This is a genomic window from Streptomyces piniterrae (assembly GCF_005048155.1).
GTDB classification, from domain to species: domain Bacteria; phylum Actinomycetota; class Actinomycetes; order Streptomycetales; family Streptomycetaceae; genus Streptomyces; species Streptomyces piniterrae.
In genome coordinates, this window is sequence record NZ_SUMB01000014.1 from 115641 (window position 1) to 131652 (window position 16012).

At 72.4% G+C, this 16012-nt stretch carries 13 protein-coding genes and 1 pseudogene; 9 read left to right on the forward strand and 5 right to left on the reverse strand.

Going from position 1 to position 16012, the window contains the following annotated elements; genetic code table 11:
- Window positions 1-11 precede the first annotated feature (11 nt).
- From FCH28_RS32325 to FCH28_RS32345, 5 genes and pseudogenes are all read left to right on the forward strand, one after another.
- Window positions 12-1439: a CitMHS family transporter gene (locus FCH28_RS32325; RefSeq protein WP_136743763.1), complete on the forward strand. Its 1428-nt coding sequence runs from the start codon at window positions 12-14 to the stop codon at window positions 1437-1439.
- Window positions 1440-1442: 3 nt separating this feature from the next.
- Window positions 1443-2709 (forward strand): annotated as a pseudogene (locus FCH28_RS32330) (MFS transporter).
- A 113-nt stretch (window positions 2710-2822) separates the two neighbouring features.
- Window positions 2823-4241, forward strand: a complete 1419-nt coding sequence (locus tag FCH28_RS32335; protein ID WP_136743764.1) for an aldehyde dehydrogenase family protein — start codon at window positions 2823-2825, stop codon at window positions 4239-4241.
- Window positions 4242-4336: 95 nt separating this feature from the next.
- Window positions 4337-5419 (forward strand): Zn-dependent alcohol dehydrogenase, encoded by a 1083-nt coding sequence (locus FCH28_RS32340; protein WP_136743765.1) that lies wholly within the window; start codon window positions 4337-4339, stop codon window positions 5417-5419.
- Between the two features lie 213 nt (window positions 5420-5632).
- Window positions 5633-7000, forward strand: a complete 1368-nt coding sequence (locus FCH28_RS32345; protein WP_136743766.1) for an MFS transporter — start codon at window positions 5633-5635, stop codon at window positions 6998-7000.
- 33 nt (window positions 7001-7033) lie between these two features.
- Here the strand turns inward: FCH28_RS32345 and FCH28_RS32350 are convergent, their stop codons facing one another.
- Both FCH28_RS32350 and FCH28_RS32355 read right to left on the reverse strand, forming a co-directional pair.
- A complete protein-coding gene (locus FCH28_RS32350; RefSeq protein ID WP_246103427.1) occupies window positions 7034-8110 on the reverse strand; it encodes an urea transporter in 1077 nt (358 codons plus the stop codon).
- Between the two features lie 129 nt (window positions 8111-8239).
- Complete coding sequence (locus FCH28_RS32355; RefSeq protein ID WP_136743767.1) at window positions 8240-8884, reverse strand: TetR/AcrR family transcriptional regulator; 645 nt, start codon at window positions 8882-8884, stop codon at window positions 8240-8242.
- Window positions 8885-9009: 125 nt separating this feature from the next.
- Between FCH28_RS32355 and FCH28_RS32360 the strand changes: the two genes are divergently transcribed.
- The 3 genes from FCH28_RS32360 to FCH28_RS32370 all read left to right on the forward strand — a co-directional run bounded on the left by FCH28_RS32360 (window position 9010) and on the right by FCH28_RS32370 (window position 12256).
- The gene (locus FCH28_RS32360) at window positions 9010-10161 is read left to right on the forward strand and encodes an acyl-CoA dehydrogenase family protein (RefSeq protein WP_136743768.1); all 1152 of its coding nucleotides are present in this window, start codon (window positions 9010-9012) and stop codon (window positions 10159-10161) included.
- Window positions 10162-10281: 120 nt separating this feature from the next.
- Complete coding sequence (locus FCH28_RS32365; protein WP_136743769.1) at window positions 10282-10923, forward strand: TetR/AcrR family transcriptional regulator; 642 nt, start codon at window positions 10282-10284, stop codon at window positions 10921-10923.
- A gap of 115 nt (window positions 10924-11038) precedes the next feature.
- Complete coding sequence (locus FCH28_RS32370; RefSeq protein ID WP_136743881.1) at window positions 11039-12256, forward strand: RNA-guided endonuclease InsQ/TnpB family protein; 1218 nt, start codon at window positions 11039-11041, stop codon at window positions 12254-12256.
- A 15-nt stretch (window positions 12257-12271) separates the two neighbouring features.
- On the opposite strand, the gene FCH28_RS32375 is transcribed toward FCH28_RS32370, so the two are convergent.
- Complete coding sequence (locus FCH28_RS32375) at window positions 12272-12733, reverse strand: MaoC family dehydratase (RefSeq protein ID WP_136743770.1); 462 nt, start codon at window positions 12731-12733, stop codon at window positions 12272-12274.
- A gap of 165 nt (window positions 12734-12898) precedes the next feature.
- Here FCH28_RS32375 and soxR point away from each other — a divergent pair, with 165 nt between their 5' ends.
- Complete coding sequence (soxR, locus tag FCH28_RS32380) at window positions 12899-13441, forward strand: redox-sensitive transcriptional activator SoxR (RefSeq protein WP_136743771.1); 543 nt, start codon at window positions 12899-12901, stop codon at window positions 13439-13441.
- Between the two features lie 73 nt (window positions 13442-13514).
- Here the strand turns inward: soxR and FCH28_RS32385 are convergent, their stop codons facing one another.
- Window positions 13515-14957, reverse strand: a complete 1443-nt coding sequence (locus tag FCH28_RS32385) for an amidase (RefSeq protein ID WP_136743772.1) — start codon at window positions 14955-14957, stop codon at window positions 13515-13517.
- A gap of 255 nt (window positions 14958-15212) precedes the next feature.
- Window positions 15213-15965, reverse strand: a complete 753-nt coding sequence (locus FCH28_RS32390; RefSeq protein WP_136743773.1) for a 3-keto-5-aminohexanoate cleavage protein — start codon at window positions 15963-15965, stop codon at window positions 15213-15215.
- Between the last annotated feature and the right edge of the window lie 47 nt (window positions 15966-16012).

Genomic DNA, 16012 nt, shown 5'->3' on the forward strand with positions numbered 1-16012 from the left:
AGGTACCCCCAATGCTGACAATCCTCGGATTCGTCATGATCGCCACCTTCCTGGTGCTGATCATGATGAAGAAGATGTCACCGATGGCCGCGCTGGTGCTCATCCCGGCGCTGTTCTGTGTCCTGGTCGGACAGGGCGCCCACCTGGGCGACTACGTCCTCAAGGGCATCGGCGACCTGGCCCCCACGGCCGCGATGCTGATGTTCGCCATCATCTACTTCGGGGTGATGATCGACGTCGGGCTCTTCGACCCGGTCGTCCGCGCCATCCTCAAGTTCTGCAAGGCCGACCCGGTACGGGTGGTGGTCGGTACGGCGCTGCTCGCCGCGATCGTCTCGCTCGACGGCGACGGCTCCACCACCTTCATGATCACCGTCTCGGCGCTCTACCCGCTCTACAAGCGGCTGAAGATGAGCCTCGTCGTCATGACCGGCGTCGCCGCCACCGCCAACGGCGTGATGAACACCCTCCCCTGGGGCGGCCCCACCGCCCGCGCCGCCACCGCGCTCAAGCTCGACGCCGGCGACATCTTCGTCCCGATGATCCCCGCCCTGGCCGTCGGCCTGGTCGCGGTCTTCGCCCTCGCCTACGTCCTCGGCCGCCGCGAGCGCAAGCGGCTCGGTGTGCTGACCCTCGGCGACACCCGGGTGCTGGCCGAGACGGTGACGGAGAAGGAGACCGAGCAGGTGCTCGTCGGCGCGGGAGCGGGCGCGAAGGGCGGCTCCCCGGCGGCCGCCCGGCCCGGCACCGGCGGCTCCGCCGCCACCGGCGCCGACGGCGGCACCCAGGAACCCGACCTCCAGGTCCTGGACCCCGAGCGGGCCACCCTGCGCCCCGGGCTCTACTGGTTCAACGCGGCGCTCACCGTCGCGCTGCTCACCCTGCTGATCATGCAGACGCTGCCGATCCCGGTGCTCTTCCTGCTCGGCGCGGCTATCGCCCTCACCGTCAACTTCCCGCAGATGAAGGACCAGAAGGCCCGGGTCGCGGCGCACGCCGAGAACGTCCTCAACGTCTCCGGCATGGTCTTCGCCGCCGCCGTCTTCACCGGCGTCCTCACCGGCACCGGCATGGTCGAGCACATGGCCCGCTGGCTGGTCAGCGGCATCCCGGACGCGCTGGGCCCGCACATGGGCATCGTCACCGGCGTGCTCAGCATCCCGCTCACCTACTTCATGTCCAACGACGGCTTCTACTTCGGCATCGTGCCGATCCTCGCCGAGGCCGGCGCCGCGCACGGGGTCGCCCCCATCGAGATCGCCCGCGCCTCCCTCGTCGGCCAGGCCCTGCACATGTCCAGCCCGCTGGTCCCCGCCGTCTACGTGCTCGTCGGCATGGCCAAGGTCGAGTTCGGCGACCACACCAGGTTCACCGTCAAATGGGCCGCACTGACCTCCCTGGTGGTCCTGGGAGCGAGCCTGCTCTTCGGAATCATCTGATCAATGGTCGCGAGCGATACCGCGGGGCCCGGCAGGAGCTGGCTGCTGCGTCTGGTCCTCACCTTCTCCTTCGCCCAAGGAGCGGTGAGCATGGCCAGACCGGCCGTCTCCTACCGGGCCCTCGCGCTGGGCGCCGATGAGCGCGCCGTCGGCGTGATCACCGCGGTCTACGCGCTGCTGCCGCTGCTCGCCGCCGTCCCGCTGGGCCGCCGCACCGACCACGGCCGGTGCGCCCCGCTGCTGGTCGCCGGCGTCGCCCTGATCACCGGCGGCTGCGCGCTCAGCGGCCTGGCCGGGTCGCTGCCCGCGATGGCCGCCTGGAGCGGGGTGATGGGCCTGGGACACCTCTGCTTCGTCATCGGCGCCCAGTCGATCGTCGCCCGCCGCAGCGCCCCCGACGAACGCGACCGCAATTTCGGCCACTTCACCATCGGCGCCTCGCTCGGCCAGCTCATCGGGCCCGATCGCCGCCGGACTGGTCATCTCCGGGCACGACGGCGCGATAGCCCGGACCAGCGCCACCGCGCTGCTCGTCTCCGGAGCCGTCGCCGCCGCCTCCTACGCCTCCCTGTGGCGCCTCGAACGGCGCACCCCGCCCGCCACCGCCGGCCGCCCGGACCGTACGTCCGGCCCGCCCGTCCCGATACGCGGCATTCTGCGCACCCGGGGCGTACCGGCCGGCATCTTCATGAGCCTGGCCGTGCTCTCGGCGACCGACATCCTCACCGCCTACCTCCCCGTCATCGGTGAGGACTGCGGTATCGCGCCCACCACCATCGGTCTGCTGCTCAGCCTGCGGGCGGCGGCCACCATCGCCTGCCGGCTGGTGATGACGCCGATGATCCGGTGGCTGGGCCGGACCGTGCTGATGGCCGGCAGCTGCGCGCTGGCCGGTCTGCTCTGCGGCGGCATGGTGCTGCCGGTGCCGGTCTGGGCGCTTGCCGTCATGCTCACGGCGCTGGGCTTCTGTCTGGGCGTCGGCCAGCCGCTGTCGATGACCACCGTCGTCCAGGCGGCGCCCGACCGGGCCCGCGGTACGGCGCTGGCGCTCCGCCTCACCGGCAATCGCCTCGGTCAGGTGGCCGCCCCGGCCGGCGCCGGGCTGCTCGCCGGTCTCGCGGGCACCGCGGCACCGTTCGTCATGCTCGGTGTGCTGCTCCTGGTCTCGGCGGGCACGGCGGCCCGCCCAGGGGAGCGGCACGAGGCCGGGGGCGAGGCGCCGACCGTCGGCCTGAAGGCGCGCCTCTCCTCGCGCACCCGGCTACGGTGACCCAGGGCACGTACCGGGCTCCCTGGCGCCACTAAACTACCGGCGCTAGTTTAGGTTCGTCCCCCTGCCCCCAGGAGGACGGATCACCACCGGCCGGTCGGGAGGACCAGGACGTGAAGCAGCACGACGCGATGTACATCGACGGAAGCTGGCGGCCCGCCGAGGGGAGCGGCACGATCGATGTCGTCAACCCGGCCGACGGGAAGGTCATCGGCACCGTTCCGGCCGGCTCGGCGCAGGACGTGGACACCGCCGTACGCGCCGCCCGCGCCGCGCTCCCCGCCTGGGCCGCCACCCCGCCCCAGGAGCGCGCCGCCCACCTGGCCGCGCTGCGCGACCAACTCGCCGCGCGCGCCGAGGAGATCGCCGAGACCGTCACCGCCGAGCTGGGCTCGCCGATCTCCTTCTCCAGGGCGGTGCATGCCGGTGCGCCGATCGCGGTCACCGGCTCGTACGCCGAGCTCGCAGCCTCGTACCCCTTCGAGGAGAAGATCGGCAACTCCACCGTGCTGCACGAACCGGTCGGGGTGGTCGGCGCCATCACGCCCTGGAACTACCCGCTCCACCAGATCACCAACAAGGTCGCGCCGGCGCTCGCGGCGGGCTGCACGGTCGTCCTCAAGCCCGCCGAGGACACCCCGCTGACCGCCCAGCTCTTCGCCGAGTGCGTGGCCGCCGCCGGCATCCCGGCCGGTGTCTTCAACCTCGTCACCGGACTCGGCGCGGTCGCCGGCCAGGCACTGGCCGAACACGAGGGAGTCGACCTGGTCTCCTTCACCGGCTCGACCGCCGTCGGCAAGAAGATCGGCGCGGTCGCCGGTGGCGCGGTCAAGCGCGTCGCGCTCGAACTGGGCGGCAAGTCGGCCAATGTCATCCTGCCCGGCGCCGACCTGGCGAAGGCGGTCAACACCAACGTCGCCGACGTCATGCGCAACACCGGCCAGTCCTGCAACGCGCTGACCCGCATGCTCGTGCACGCCGACCACTACGACGAGGCGGTGGCGCTGGCCGAGGCCGCGGTGGCCAAGTACCTTCCCGCCGACCCGGCTTCGGACGACAGCCGGCTGGGCCCCGTCGTCAACGCCCGGCAGCTCGACCGCGTACGCGGCTACATCGCGCAGGGCATCGAGGAGGGCGCCCGCCTGGTCACCGGCGGCGCGGACGCCCCCGAGGGCGTCGAGCAGGGCTACTACGTACGCCCCACCGTCTTCGCGGACGTCCGCCCGGAGATGACCATCGCCCAGGAGGAGATCTTCGGCCCGGTCATCTCGATCCTGAAGTACCAGGACGAGGACGAGGCGCTGGAGATCGCCAACGGCACCGTCTACGGCCTCGCGGGCGCCGTCTGGGCCGCCGACCAGGACACCGCCGTGGCCTTCGCCCGCCGCCTGGAGACCGGCCAGGTGGACATCAACGGCGGCCGCTTCAACATCCTCGCCCCGTTCGGCGGTTACAAGCAGTCAGGCGTCGGCCGCGAGCTGGGCGCACACGGCCTGACCGAGTACCTCCAGACCAAGTCGCTCCAGTTCTGACGCCGCGGGCCGGCGGGGTGCCCGCCCGCCGGCCCGTCTTCCCGCTCCGACGACCCGCCCTCCCTCCCGAGTTCGCCCCGCCCCGAGGAGACCCCGTGGTCCGCGCCGCCGTACTGCCCGCCGTCAACGCCCCGCTCCGGGTCACCGAGATCGACCTGCCGGAGCCCGGACCCGGCCAGGTCCGTATCCGCCTGGCCGCCGCCGGGGTGTGCCACTCCGACCTGTCGCTGTCCAACGGGACGCTGCGCCAGCCCGCCCCGGCCGTCCTCGGACACGAGGGCGCCGGCACCGTCATCTCCGTCGGCCCCGGGGTCACCGAGGTGGCCCCCGGCGACCAGGTCGTCCTCAACTGGGCGCCGTCCTGCGGCGACTGCCACTTCTGCGGCCTGGCGGAGCCCTGGCTGTGCGCCAACGCCGGGCTCGCCGGGAACGCCCCGTACGCCAGGCTCGCCGCCGACGGCACCGAGCTCTACCCCGCCCTGGGCACCGCCGTCTTCGCCGAGGAGACCGTGGTCCCCGCGCATGCCGCGCTGCCGCTGCCGGACGGAGTGCCGCTGACCGACGCGGCGCTGCTCGGCTGCGCGGTGCTCACCGGCTGGGGCGCGGTGCACCACAGCGCCCGGGTGCGGGCGGGGGAGTCCGTCGTGGTCTTCGGGGTCGGCGGCGTCGGGCTCGCCACGCTGCAGGCGGCGCGGATCGCGGGGGCGGGAGTGATCATCGCCGTGGATGTGACACCCGAGAAGGAGGAGCTGGCCCGCGCGGCCGGCGCCACCGAGTTCGTGGTGGCCGGAGACGACACCGCCAAGCGCGTCCGGAAGCTCACCGGGGGCGTGGGCGCCGATGTCGCGATCGAGTGCGTGGGCCGCGCCGACACCATCCGTACGGCCTGGTCCGCCACCCGGCGCGGCGGCCGGACGACCGTCGTCGGCATCGGCGGCCAGGACCAGCAGGTGGCCTTCTCCGCGCTGGAGCTCTTCTACTTCGGCCGGACGCTCTCCGGCTGCGTCTACGGGGACAGCGACCCGGCACGCGACCTCCCGGTCATCGCCGGTCATGTCCGCTCCGGCGCGCTCGACCTGTCCGCGCTGGTCACCGAACGGATCGGTCTGGACGGCATTCCGGCCGCCTTCGACGCGATGCTGGCGGGCAAGGGCGGCCGGGCGCTGATCGTGTTCTGACGGCGGCGACAGGCGGCGGCGGGGTCCGGGGCCGGGGCGGCGAAGTGCCCCCGGCCCCTCCTGTCATGCCAGGGCTGTCATGTCAGGGCCTCGGCGGCCACGGAAATTGATGCCGCGCAGTGCGTTGACGCCGTACCGGCCGGTCGGTACGGTCGCCCGACATCACGGCGCCGCCCCCCCCATTCCGCCCCGCACCCCCGGAGTGTGCAGCTCATGGACACGGCCCCCTCCGCACCGCCCTCCGCTCCTTCCACCGGAAACCGCCGCAAGGTCGCCACCGCGGCGGCCCTCGCCTCCGCCGTCGAGTGGTACGACTACTTCGTCTTCGGCATCGCCGCCGCGCTCGTCCTCGGCGACTCCTACTTCCCCTCGGGCAGCGAGGCGGCCGGCGTTCTCGCCGCCTTCGCCACCTTCGCCGTCGGCTTCCTCGCCCGCCCGGTCGGCGGCGTCATCGCCGGCCACCTGGGCGACCGGCGCGGCCGCAAGCCCATGCTCGTCCTCGCACTGACCCTGATGGGCCTGGCCACCACCGCCATCGGCCTGCTCCCGACCTACGCCTCCATCGGGATCGCCGCCCCGATCCTGCTGGTCGTCCTGCGCGTCCTCCAGGGCATCGCGGTCGGCGCGCAATGGGGCGGCGCGATGCTGATGGCCACCGAATACGCCCCCGAGGGCAAGCGCGGGCTGTACGGCTCGCTGGTCCAACTCGGTGTCCCCATCGGCGTGATCACCGCCAACACCGCCTTCCTCGCGGCGGGCGCGGCCACCGGCGACCGGGCCTTCGCCGCCTGGGGCTGGCGGATCCCGTTCTTCGTCGGCGTACTGGTCCTCGTCCTCGCCTACTACATCCACACCCGCGTCGAGGAGACCCCCGAATTCCAGGCCGCCGAGAGAGAGTTGGCCGCCTCGGAGAAGGCGGCCGACGCCCAGCGCTCACCACTGCGGACGATCCTCCGCCACCACCTGGGCACGGTCCTTCTGGCCGGCGGCTCCTTCGCGGTGAACACCGCCACCTTCTACATCCTCATCACCGGCGTCCTCGACTACTCCACCCGTGCGCTGCACATGCAGCGCACCTCCGTGCTGATGGTCTCGCTGCTGGTCAGCGTCACCCAACTGGTCCTGATCCCGGCCGCCGCGGCACTCTCCGACCGGGTCGGCAGGCTCCGCGTCTACGCCGCGGGCGCCGTCGGCCTGCTGCTCTGGGCGGTCCCGATGTTCCTGCTCATCGACACCGCGTCGCTGTGGCTGCTGGGCGTCGGCACCCTCGTCGGCAGCTGCTTCCTGAGCATCATGTACGGGCCGCAGGCGGCGCTGTTCGCCGAACTGTTCACGGCCGAGATGCGCTACACCGGCGCCTCTCTCGGCTATCAGATCAGCGCCATCCTGGGCGGCGGACTGGCGCCGTTCGTGATGGTCCTGCTGCTGGAGGCCACCGGCACCTCGATGTCGGTGTCCGTGTACATCATCGCGCTGTCCGTCATCGCGCTGGCCTCCATCTGGCTGCTCGCCCGCCGAGCGGGCGCGGCCGAACGGAGCGAGCGGGCTGAGCCGGCGGCGGGGGCGGCGCGGACGGCGTAGGAGCGGGGTTCCCGCCCCGGCCCCGTAGAGGAATCAGCGGGCGGCCGCCCCGGCCGCCCCGACTGCCCCGGCTCCCCCGACCGCCCTCGCCCCGGCTCTGCGCAGTCGGGGGAACGCCGGTGCCGCCGCCAGGAAGACCAGCGCGACCAGGACGAACGGCCAGGTGAAGGCATGGCCGCCGGACGGGGCGAAGACGGCGGTCAGGGTCGGGCCGAGGGCGGTCGCGGCGGCGGCGCCGGCCAGCGCGTACGTCAGGCTCCAGGCGTCCGCGACGAGAAAGACCCCGCCCAGCGCCATCGCGACCAGCACGGCGTTATGGCCCATGGTGCCCTCGGCCACCTGCTCCGCGGGTGCGCCGAGGGCCCAGGCGGTGAGCAGGGCGACGGCGCTGCCCAGGCAGGCCATCGCCGCCAGCCGGCGGCTGGCGACGAGGATGCCGGCCAGGAAGATCAGGCCGACGTACCACTGCGGCATGAAGAAGATCTGCGCGAAGTTGGCGAAGAAGGCGTGCCAGAGGTCGGTGACGGTGAGCGCGGTGGGCCCGGCCATGGGACGTGCCGTCGCGGCCGGCCCGGGACCGTGGTGCCAGACCCGGGCGAAGCCCGGCGCGCCGATCGTCATCGCGCTCGCCAGCAGGCAGAACGGCAGGGTGCAGGCCGGCAGCTCCCAGGTCGCCAGGATCCGGGCGACCGCGCCGCCGACGACGGTGACCAGCGCGCTCCCGGCGAGCGCGAGCAGCGCGGTGGAGAGATGGCCGGCGCCGAGGAAGACGGCGCAACCGACCGCCACCAGGCAGGCGTTGAACCCTTCGAGCCCGGCCGTGACCCGGTTCCGGTCCACGCCCAGCACCCGGGCGGTGGCGGTGCCGACGGCCGTCCCGGCCAGTCCGTACAGGCCGTACACCCAGCCCCCGGCGAACAGCGCGACCGAGAACACCGCGCCGGTCAGCGCGCTCGGCAGAAAGTCGACCTGCGCCAGACCGCGGAGCACCGGGACGGCGAAGCGCCCGTAGTGCGCGGTGAGTCGGCGGTACGCGGAATCGCCGGCCTCCGCAGATACGCCGGTACCCGTGGACGCGCCGCCGTTTGTGGACATGCTCGGCTCGCGCACGCCGCCTCCCCCTCATGCTGCTGCCCCTGCCCGCCAGGAGGGGATCGACGTGACAACTGTGCCGGGGAGGGGCGGTAGGGGGGTATTGGCGGATGATACGGGCCTGTCGGCCCTCGCCCGGCCGTTCCGTCAGACCTTCGGGGGCACCCGTTCCGGATGGTGCAGGGCGAGGCCGTCGACCAGCGCCTCCAGGCCGGCCTCGAAGGCGCCCTCGTCCACCTGGCGCTGATGCTCGGCCAGGAGGTGGGCCTGCCCCAGGTGCGGATAGTCCGCCGGGTCGTAGGCGCCGGGATCGTCCACGAAGCCGCGGGCGAACGAGCCCAGCGCGGAGCCGGCCACGAAGTAGCGGACCATCGCGCACACCCGGGTCGCCTGCGCGGGCGGCCAGCCCGCCTCGACCATGCCGCCGAACGCCGCGTCGGCCATCTTCAGCCCGGTCGGCCGGCGGCCCGGCCCCTGTGCGAGGAACGGCACGATATGCGGATGCGCGGCCAGCGCCGCGCGATAGGAGCGGGCCCAGTCGAGCAGCCCGGCCCGCCAGTCCCCGCCGGCCGCCAGCGTCGACACGTCGACCTTGGCGATGACCGTGTCGGCGACCGCGTCGAGGATCTCGTCCTTGGTCGTGAAGTGGTTGTAGAGGGACGGCCCGCTCACGCCCAGCTCCGCCGCGAGGCGCCGGGTGGAGAGCGCCGGCAGCCCTTCCGCGTCGATGAGCGTCAGCGCCGTGGTGACGATGCGCTCACGGCTCAGCAGGGGCTTGCGGGGTCGGGCCATGACGCACATAGTAGAGCCGGCAAAGAAAACTAGCAGTGGTAGTTATGAGTGCGGTCATGGCGGGCTCGGCGGGCTCGTCGGGCCGCCGACCGAAGTGCCGAAGACCCGAATCCCAAGGGGCCGAGATGAACCTGGAGCTCAGCGAGGAGCAGGCCGCCGCACGGCGGCTGGCCAAGGACTTCGCCGACCGCGAGATCACCCCGCACGCCACCGCCTGGGACCGGGCGGAACAGGTCGACCGCGGCATCGTCAAGAAGCTCGGCGCGGTCGGATTCCTCGGGCTGACCATCCCGGAGGAGTATGGCGGCTCCGGCGGGGACCATCTCTCCTACGCCCTGGTGACCGAGGAACTGGGCCGCGGCGACTCCTCGGTGCGCGGCATCGTCTCGGTCTCCCTGGGGCTGGTGGCCAAGACCATCGCCTCCTGGGGCGACGAGGCCCAGAAGCGGGCCTGGCTGCCGCGGCTCACCTCCGGCGACGCGGTCGGCTGCTTCGGTCTCACCGAACCGGGCACCGGCTCCGACGCGGGCAACCTGACCACCCGCGCGGTGCGCGAAGGGGACACCTACGTCATCGACGGCGCCAAGATGTTCATCACCAACGGCACCTGGGCCGACGTCGTCCTGCTCTTCGCCCGTACCGGCGGCGCCCCCGGGCCCAAGGGCATCAGCGCCTTCCTCGTACCGACCGACACTCCCGGTCTGGAGCGCCGCGAGATCCACGGCAAGCTGGGGCTGCGCGGCCAGGCCACCGCCGAGCTGGTGCTGGACGGCGTACGGGTGCCCGCGTCGGCCATGCTGGGGGCCGAGGGCAAGGGGTTCGCGGTCGCGATGTCCGCGCTGGCCAAGGGGCGGATGTCGGTCGCGGCCGGCTGTGTGGGCATCGCCCAGGCCGCCCTGGACGCCGCCATCGGCTACGCCGGCCGGCGCGAGCAGTTCGGCAAGTCCATCGCCCGGCACCAGCTGGTGCAGGAGCTGATCAGCGACATCGCCGTGGACGTCGACGCCGCGCGGCTGCTGACCTGGCGGGTCGCCGATCTGATCGACCGCGGCGAGCCGTTCGTCACCGAGGCGTCCAAGGCCAAGCTGTTCGCCTCGGAGGCGGCGGTGCGCGCGGCCAACAACGCCCTCCAGGTCTTCGGCGGCTACGGCTATATCGACGAGTACCCGGTCGGCAAACTGCTGCGCGACGCCCGGGTGATGACGCTTTACGAGGGCACCAGCCAGATCCAGAAGCTGGTCATCGGCCGCGCGCTGACGGGAGTCTCCGCCTTCTGACCGCGCGCCGCCCGGAGCGCGGCCGCCCCCCCCGCACCCCTAAGCGCTTGCTCAGCAGCGCGGTATGGTGTTCGATCCGTCAGAGGAAGGTCCCTGGCGGATCGAGGAGCGGGGTAGGCGATGGGTGCGGCGGCTGAGCGGGCGGCGGAGGAGAGCGAGGAGTGGGCCGGTGTGAGCCCTGACGCCGCGCGGCGGCTGGTCAGCGCCGCCGTCGAAGCGTTCGCCGAGCGCGGCTACCACGCCACCACCACCCGCGACATCGCGGGCCGCGCCGGGATGAGCCCCGCCGCGCTCTACATCCACTACAAGACCAAGGAAGAGCTGCTCTACCGCATCAGCGGCATCGGCCACGAAAAAGCGCTGCGCATCATGGGCGCCGCCGCCGAGGCCGAGGGCAGCGCCACCGAACGGCTCGGCGATGCCGTACGGACCTTCGCCCGCTGGCACGCCGAACACCACACCACCGCCCGGGTCATCCAGTACGAACTCCAGGCGCTGAGCCCCGAGCACTACACCGAGATCACCGATCTGCGCCGCCGGACCGACCGGCTGCTGCGCCAGATCATCCAGGACGGCCAGGACAGCGGCGAGTTCCGCGCCGACGACGTACCGGGCACCACCCTCGCGGTGCTGTCCCTGTGCGTGGACGTCGCCCGGTGGTTCACGGCGGACGGCCCGCGCACCCCCGACGAGGTCGGCGCGCTCTACGCCGACCTCGTCCTGCGCATGGTGGGTGCCGCGGTGGGGCCGGCCCGGGTCTAATCGCAGTGCTCCGCCCTTCAGGGCGGTGGTGAAGCGATTCTGAGGATTGCTCTGACCTCTACCAGTGCCGATGGTGTCGCACTCAGCCATAACCCAAGTACGTATGGTGTTCGCCATGCAGCTTCGGTACAGCTTCCGCCTGTACCCGAACGGTCCTCAGCGCTCGGCGCTGGCCCAGGCGTTCGGGTGTGCGCGAGTGGTCTACAACGACGCGCTCCGCGCTCGTGAGACCGCCCGCGCCGCAGGTGAGGCGTTCCCGAAGGCCGGGGACCTGTCCAAACAGCTGATCACCGAAGCGAAGAAGTCCGAAGAGCGCGCCTGGCTTGGCGAGGTGTCAGCCGTCGTGCTGCAACAGTCCTTGCGAGACCTGGACACCGCCTACCGGAACTTTTTCGACGGCCTCAAGGGCAAGCGCCCGCGCATGGGAGCCCCGCGCTTCAAGTCCCGCAAGGACAACCGCCAGGCCGTACGGTTCACCGCGAATGCCCGGTGGAGGATCACCCCCGGCGGCGATCTGTCCCTGCCGAAGATCGGGGACGTGCGGGTGAAGTGGTCCCGCACGCTGCCCTCGGTCCCTTCCACAGTGACCGTGATCAAAGACGCGGCTGGTAGGTACTTCGCCAGCTTCGTCGTGGAGACCGACCCCGAGGTGCTGTCCGAGGTCGAACCGGTCGTCGGCATCGACCTCGGCCTTGGACACTTCGCCGTCCTCTCGGACGGTACGAAGATCGACGCCCCGCGCTTCCTGCGCCGGGCGGAGAAGAAGCTGAAGCGTGCACAGCGGGCTCTCAGCCGCAAGGTGAAGGGCTCGAACAACCGGGACAAGGCCCGCGTCAAGGTCGCCCGCGCTCACGCACGGGTGGCCGACGCACGGCGCGAGTTCCACCACCAGCTCTCAACGAAGCTCATTCGCGAGAACCAAGCGATTGCCGTTGAGGATCTGGCGGTGAAGGGACTCGCCCGTACGCGCCTGGCCAAGTCTGTGCACGACGCCGGATGGTCCGCGTTCGTCGCGATGCTGGAGTACAAGGCCGCGAAGTTCGGCCGGACCTTTCACCGCATCGGACGGTTCGAGCCGACCTCTCAGGTCTGCTCGGCATGCGGCGTCAAGGACGGCCCCAAGTCGTTGCACTTCCGCGTGTGGGAATGCGGAGCCTGCGGGACCGTCCTCGATCGGGACATCAACGCGGCGGTCAACGTCGCCAAGGCCGCCGGACTGGCGGTGACAGCCTGTCGAGCGCAGGTAAGCCGGGTATCCATGCCCGCACAGCGCGGCGAAGCAGGAACCCACCGAGGCGGTCAGACGACCGTGGTAGGAATCCCCGGCCCCTAGGCCGGAGAGCGGAAGTCAAAGGTAGAAACGGCTGACCGACTCCGCGACGCACACCGGCCTGTCACCGTCCTCGCGCTCGATCGTCACCACCGTCGTGAGCTGCACGCCGCCCTTCACCTCGGCGACGTCGGCGATCTTCGCCGTGGCGCGCACCCGCGAGCCGACCGGGACGGTGGCGGGGAAGCGCACCTTGTTGGTGCCGTAGTTGATGCCCATCTTCACGTTGTCGACCCGCATCAGCTGCGGTACGAGCGCGGGCAGCAGCGACAGCGTCAGATAGCCGTGCGCGATGGTGGTGCCGAAGGGGCCGGCCGCGGCCTTCTCCGGGTCCACGTGGATCCACTGGTGGTCGCCGGTGGCCTCCGCGAACAGGTCGATCCGCTTCTGGTCGATCTCCAGCCAGTCGCTGGTGCCCAGGTCCTCGCCGACCGCGGCCCGCAGCTCGTCGAGCGATCCGAACACTCGGGGCTCTGCCATCTCCGTCTGCCTCCTTGGGATCCGTACGCCGCCGCCGTCTCCGGCTGCACAGGGCGCCGCTTACTAAGCGCTTGCTCAGCATGCTGAGTGGGGCCGCCGCTGTCAACGCCCCCGCGGCCCCGCCTGCGCAGCGGCCTCCGACAGCCCTGCGATTAGGGTTGAGCCGTGCCTCAGCTTCCGTTCAAGGTCCATGAGCTCTCCGTCGGCCAGCTCTCCGCGCGCAGCGGCGCCGCGGTCTCCGCCCTGCACTTCTACGAGTCCAAGGGGCTCATCAGCAGCACCAGGACGGCCGGCAACCAGCGCCGCTACACCCGTGACGCGCTGCGCAGGGTCGCGTTCGTCCGGGCGGCCCAGCGGGTCGGGATCCCGCTCGCGGTGATCCGTGACGCGCTGGCCGAGCTGCCGGACGAGCGCACCCCCAACCGTGACGACTGGGCCCGGCTCTCCGAGGCCTGGCGCTCCGAGCTCGACGAGCGGATCGGCCAACTCGTCGAGCTGCGCGACCGGTTGACCGACTGCATCGGTTGCGGCTGCCTCTCGCTGGAGAGGTGCGCGCTGTCCAACCCGTACGACAACCTCGGCGAGCAGGGCCCCGGCGCCCGGCGCCTGCGTGTCGACCGCGCCGCGAAGGACCCGGTGGCGGTATGCGAGGGCGCCGGCGGCGAGCGGCGGGCCCCGGGCGAGCAGGGGAGCGCGACGGAGTCATGAGGCGTCATGAGGTCCCGTCCCGGGCGGCGGATTCCCGGGCGGGGCCTCATGGCGGCTGGTCAGGCGTTCCCCGTCACCACACCTCCGGCTTGCGTCCCGCCCACGGGCGGGCCCGCTCCAGCTGTGCGGACAGCGCGATCAGGGTGGCCTCGTCGCCGTACCGGCCGCCGAGCATCACACCGATCGGCAGGCCCTCGGCGTTCCAGTGCAGCGGGACGCTCACCGCGGGCTGACCGGTGGCGTTGTAGAGCGCGGTGAACGGCGTGAACGCGCCGATCGCCGCGAACTCGGCCTGCGGATCGGCGTCGTCGCGCAGTCCGCCGACCGGGAACGGCGGCTGGGCGACGGTCGGCGAGAGGATCACGTCATAGCCGCCGTCCGCCGGCATCAGACCGTCGGCGAGGGTCTGGGCCAGCGCCCGGAACGCGTACATACCGCGCGCGAAGTCCATGCCGGAGATCTCGGCGCCGCGCCCGCGCAGATAGCGGGTCAGCGGCATCAGCAGCTCCTCGCCGTCGGGCGGCACCGGGCGGTTCGCGGCCATCACCGACCACACGCGGGTGAAGGCGTAGCGGATGCCGTCGTCGGCCGGGATCGACAACTCCTCGACCTGGTGGCCGAGTTCGCCGAGCAGCGCGGCGGTCTCGGTGACGGCGGTGCGGCAGTCGGTGTGGATCTCGACGTCCGGGATGGGCGCGCCGGTCAGGCAGGCGATACGCAGCCGCCCGGGGTCGCGGCGGGCGTGCCCGGCGAAGGTCTCGCCGGCCGGCAGCGCCGGCGCCGCGTACGGATCGCCGGGCATCGGGCCCGCCAGGGCGTCCAGCAGCGTCGCGGCGTCGGCGACCGTACGGGCCAGCGGCCCCGAGGTGCTCAGGCCGGTGACGTCGTGCAGCAGCGGGCCGGCGCTGACCCGGCCGCGGCTGGGCTTGATGCCGTACAGCCCGCACAGCGACGCCGGAATGCGGATCGAGCCGCCGCCGTCGCTGGCATGCGCGAGGGGTGCCAGGCCGCCGGCGACGGCCGCGGCCGCCCCGCCGCTCGAACCGCCCGCCGAACGCGCCAGGTCCCACGGGGTGCGGGCGGGCGGCGCGACCGCGTTCTCGGTGTAGCAGGGCAGCCCGAATTCGGGGGTGTTGGTCTTGCCGAGCATGATCGTGCCGGCCGCGCGCAGCTTGTCGACCACGTGGTCGTCGACGGTGGGGACGTACTCGGTCAGCGCCCGCGAACCCATCGTGCAGCGCACACCGGCGACCTGGTTGAGGTCCTTCACGGGCACCGGGACGCCGTGCAACGGCGGCAGCTCCCGGCCCTCGCGACGGGCCACGAGGGCCTCGCTCTCGGCGTCCGCGGCCTGCTTGCGGGCCAGCTCAGGGGTGCGGGTGATGAAGGCGCCCAGCGCGTCGTCCAGCCGGTCCATCCGCGCCAGATAGTGATCGGTGAGCTCGACGGGGGAGAGCTCGCCCGAGCGGATCCCCTCGGCCTGTTCGAGCGCGGTCAGATCGTGCAGTTCGGCCATGGACGTCCACCCTCTCGTGTGGCGTCCGCACGGCCCTGCTGCCGCGCGGACGGGAGGAGCTGACGCCTGCGCGGGTCGGCATACGCGGGTGGTCAGCCCGTGAACAGTTGTTTCAGCTTCGGGGCGAGTTCGTAAAGGGCGTCGGCGAACGGCACGCCGACTCACGGCCGGACGAGCACGGGTGGTGGTGTGACGGGCGGTCATGGGCCGGCTTCCTTCGGGGCGGCGGGCTCCCTGCCCGGCTCGCCGGCCCGTTCACCGTTCAGGGGGCCGGGCCGCCGGGGACACCGGCAGGGTATCTGTCAACTCCCGTGCTGCGGTGACCAGTTGGGCATTGTTCGCGGCCGGTGTGCCATCCGGCAGCAGCAGGGTGTCCTCGATGCCGATGCGGATGGCGAGGCCCAGCTCCGCGGCCAGTCGCAGCACCGGCCAGGCTCCGCCGTCCGTGCCGTGCAGCAGCACCGGGCGGCCGTGCGGTGCTGCGGCCGGCGTGGCCAGCAGTGCGCGGGCGGTGGCGGGGGCCGACCCGGCGTCGGTGTCGGTCACCGTGGCCAGTACCCGCAGCACCCGTGGCGCCAGCGGGGAGCGGGCGAACAGCTCGGCGCCGTCCGTGCCGGACCATATGCCGGCGGCTACGCCGATGCCGCGCTCCAGGAGTGTGGCGGCGACGGACTCGGCCCCCGGCTCATGCCAGTTCACCGAGGCGTGATCAGGCAGCACCGGCCAGGCCCTGACGCGCTCCACCATGCGCACCACATCCGGCTCGGCCCGCGCGCCGACCGTCACCCCGACGGGCACGTCCACCACGGCCCGTATCGCCTCAAGGACCGGCGCCACCACACGCGGTGAGAGGGAGTCCTGGCCGCAGGGGGTCTTGGGGTGGACGTGCACCTCGTCGGCACCGGCCGCGACCGCCTCCCGAGCGGCATCGGCGAGCGCGGCCGGCGACATCGGCACGGCCCCGGAATCGGCCGCCGTCCGGGCCCCGTTGAGACATACCTGAACCATGCCTCGATGATGACAGGGGGGTCTGACAACGAGCCGGAAGCCGGAGC

Bases quoted from the DNA above. Each gene is read 5' to 3' on its own strand.
- FCH28_RS32325 (WP_136743763.1), top strand. From the start codon at position 12: ATGCTGACAATCCTCGGATTCGTCATGATCGCCACCTTCCTGGTGCTG.
- FCH28_RS32345 (WP_136743766.1), top strand. From the start codon at position 5,633: ATGGACACGGCCCCCTCCGCACCGCCCTCCGCTCCTTCCACCGGAAAC.
- FCH28_RS32355 (WP_136743767.1), bottom strand. From the start codon at position 8,884: ATGGCCCGACCCCGCAAGCCCCTGCTGAGCCGTGAGCGCATCGTCACC.
- FCH28_RS32360 (WP_136743768.1), top strand. From the start codon at position 9,010: ATGAACCTGGAGCTCAGCGAGGAGCAGGCCGCCGCACGGCGGCTGGCC.
- FCH28_RS32365 (WP_136743769.1), top strand. From the start codon at position 10,282: ATGGGTGCGGCGGCTGAGCGGGCGGCGGAGGAGAGCGAGGAGTGGGCC.
- FCH28_RS32370 (WP_136743881.1), top strand. From the start codon at position 11,039: ATGCAGCTTCGGTACAGCTTCCGCCTGTACCCGAACGGTCCTCAGCGC.
- FCH28_RS32375 (WP_136743770.1), bottom strand. From the start codon at position 12,733: ATGGCAGAGCCCCGAGTGTTCGGATCGCTCGACGAGCTGCGGGCCGCG.
- FCH28_RS32385 (WP_136743772.1), bottom strand. From the start codon at position 14,957: ATGGCCGAACTGCACGATCTGACCGCGCTCGAACAGGCCGAGGGGATC.
- FCH28_RS32390 (WP_136743773.1), bottom strand. From the start codon at position 15,965: ATGGTTCAGGTATGTCTCAACGGGGCCCGGACGGCGGCCGATTCCGGG.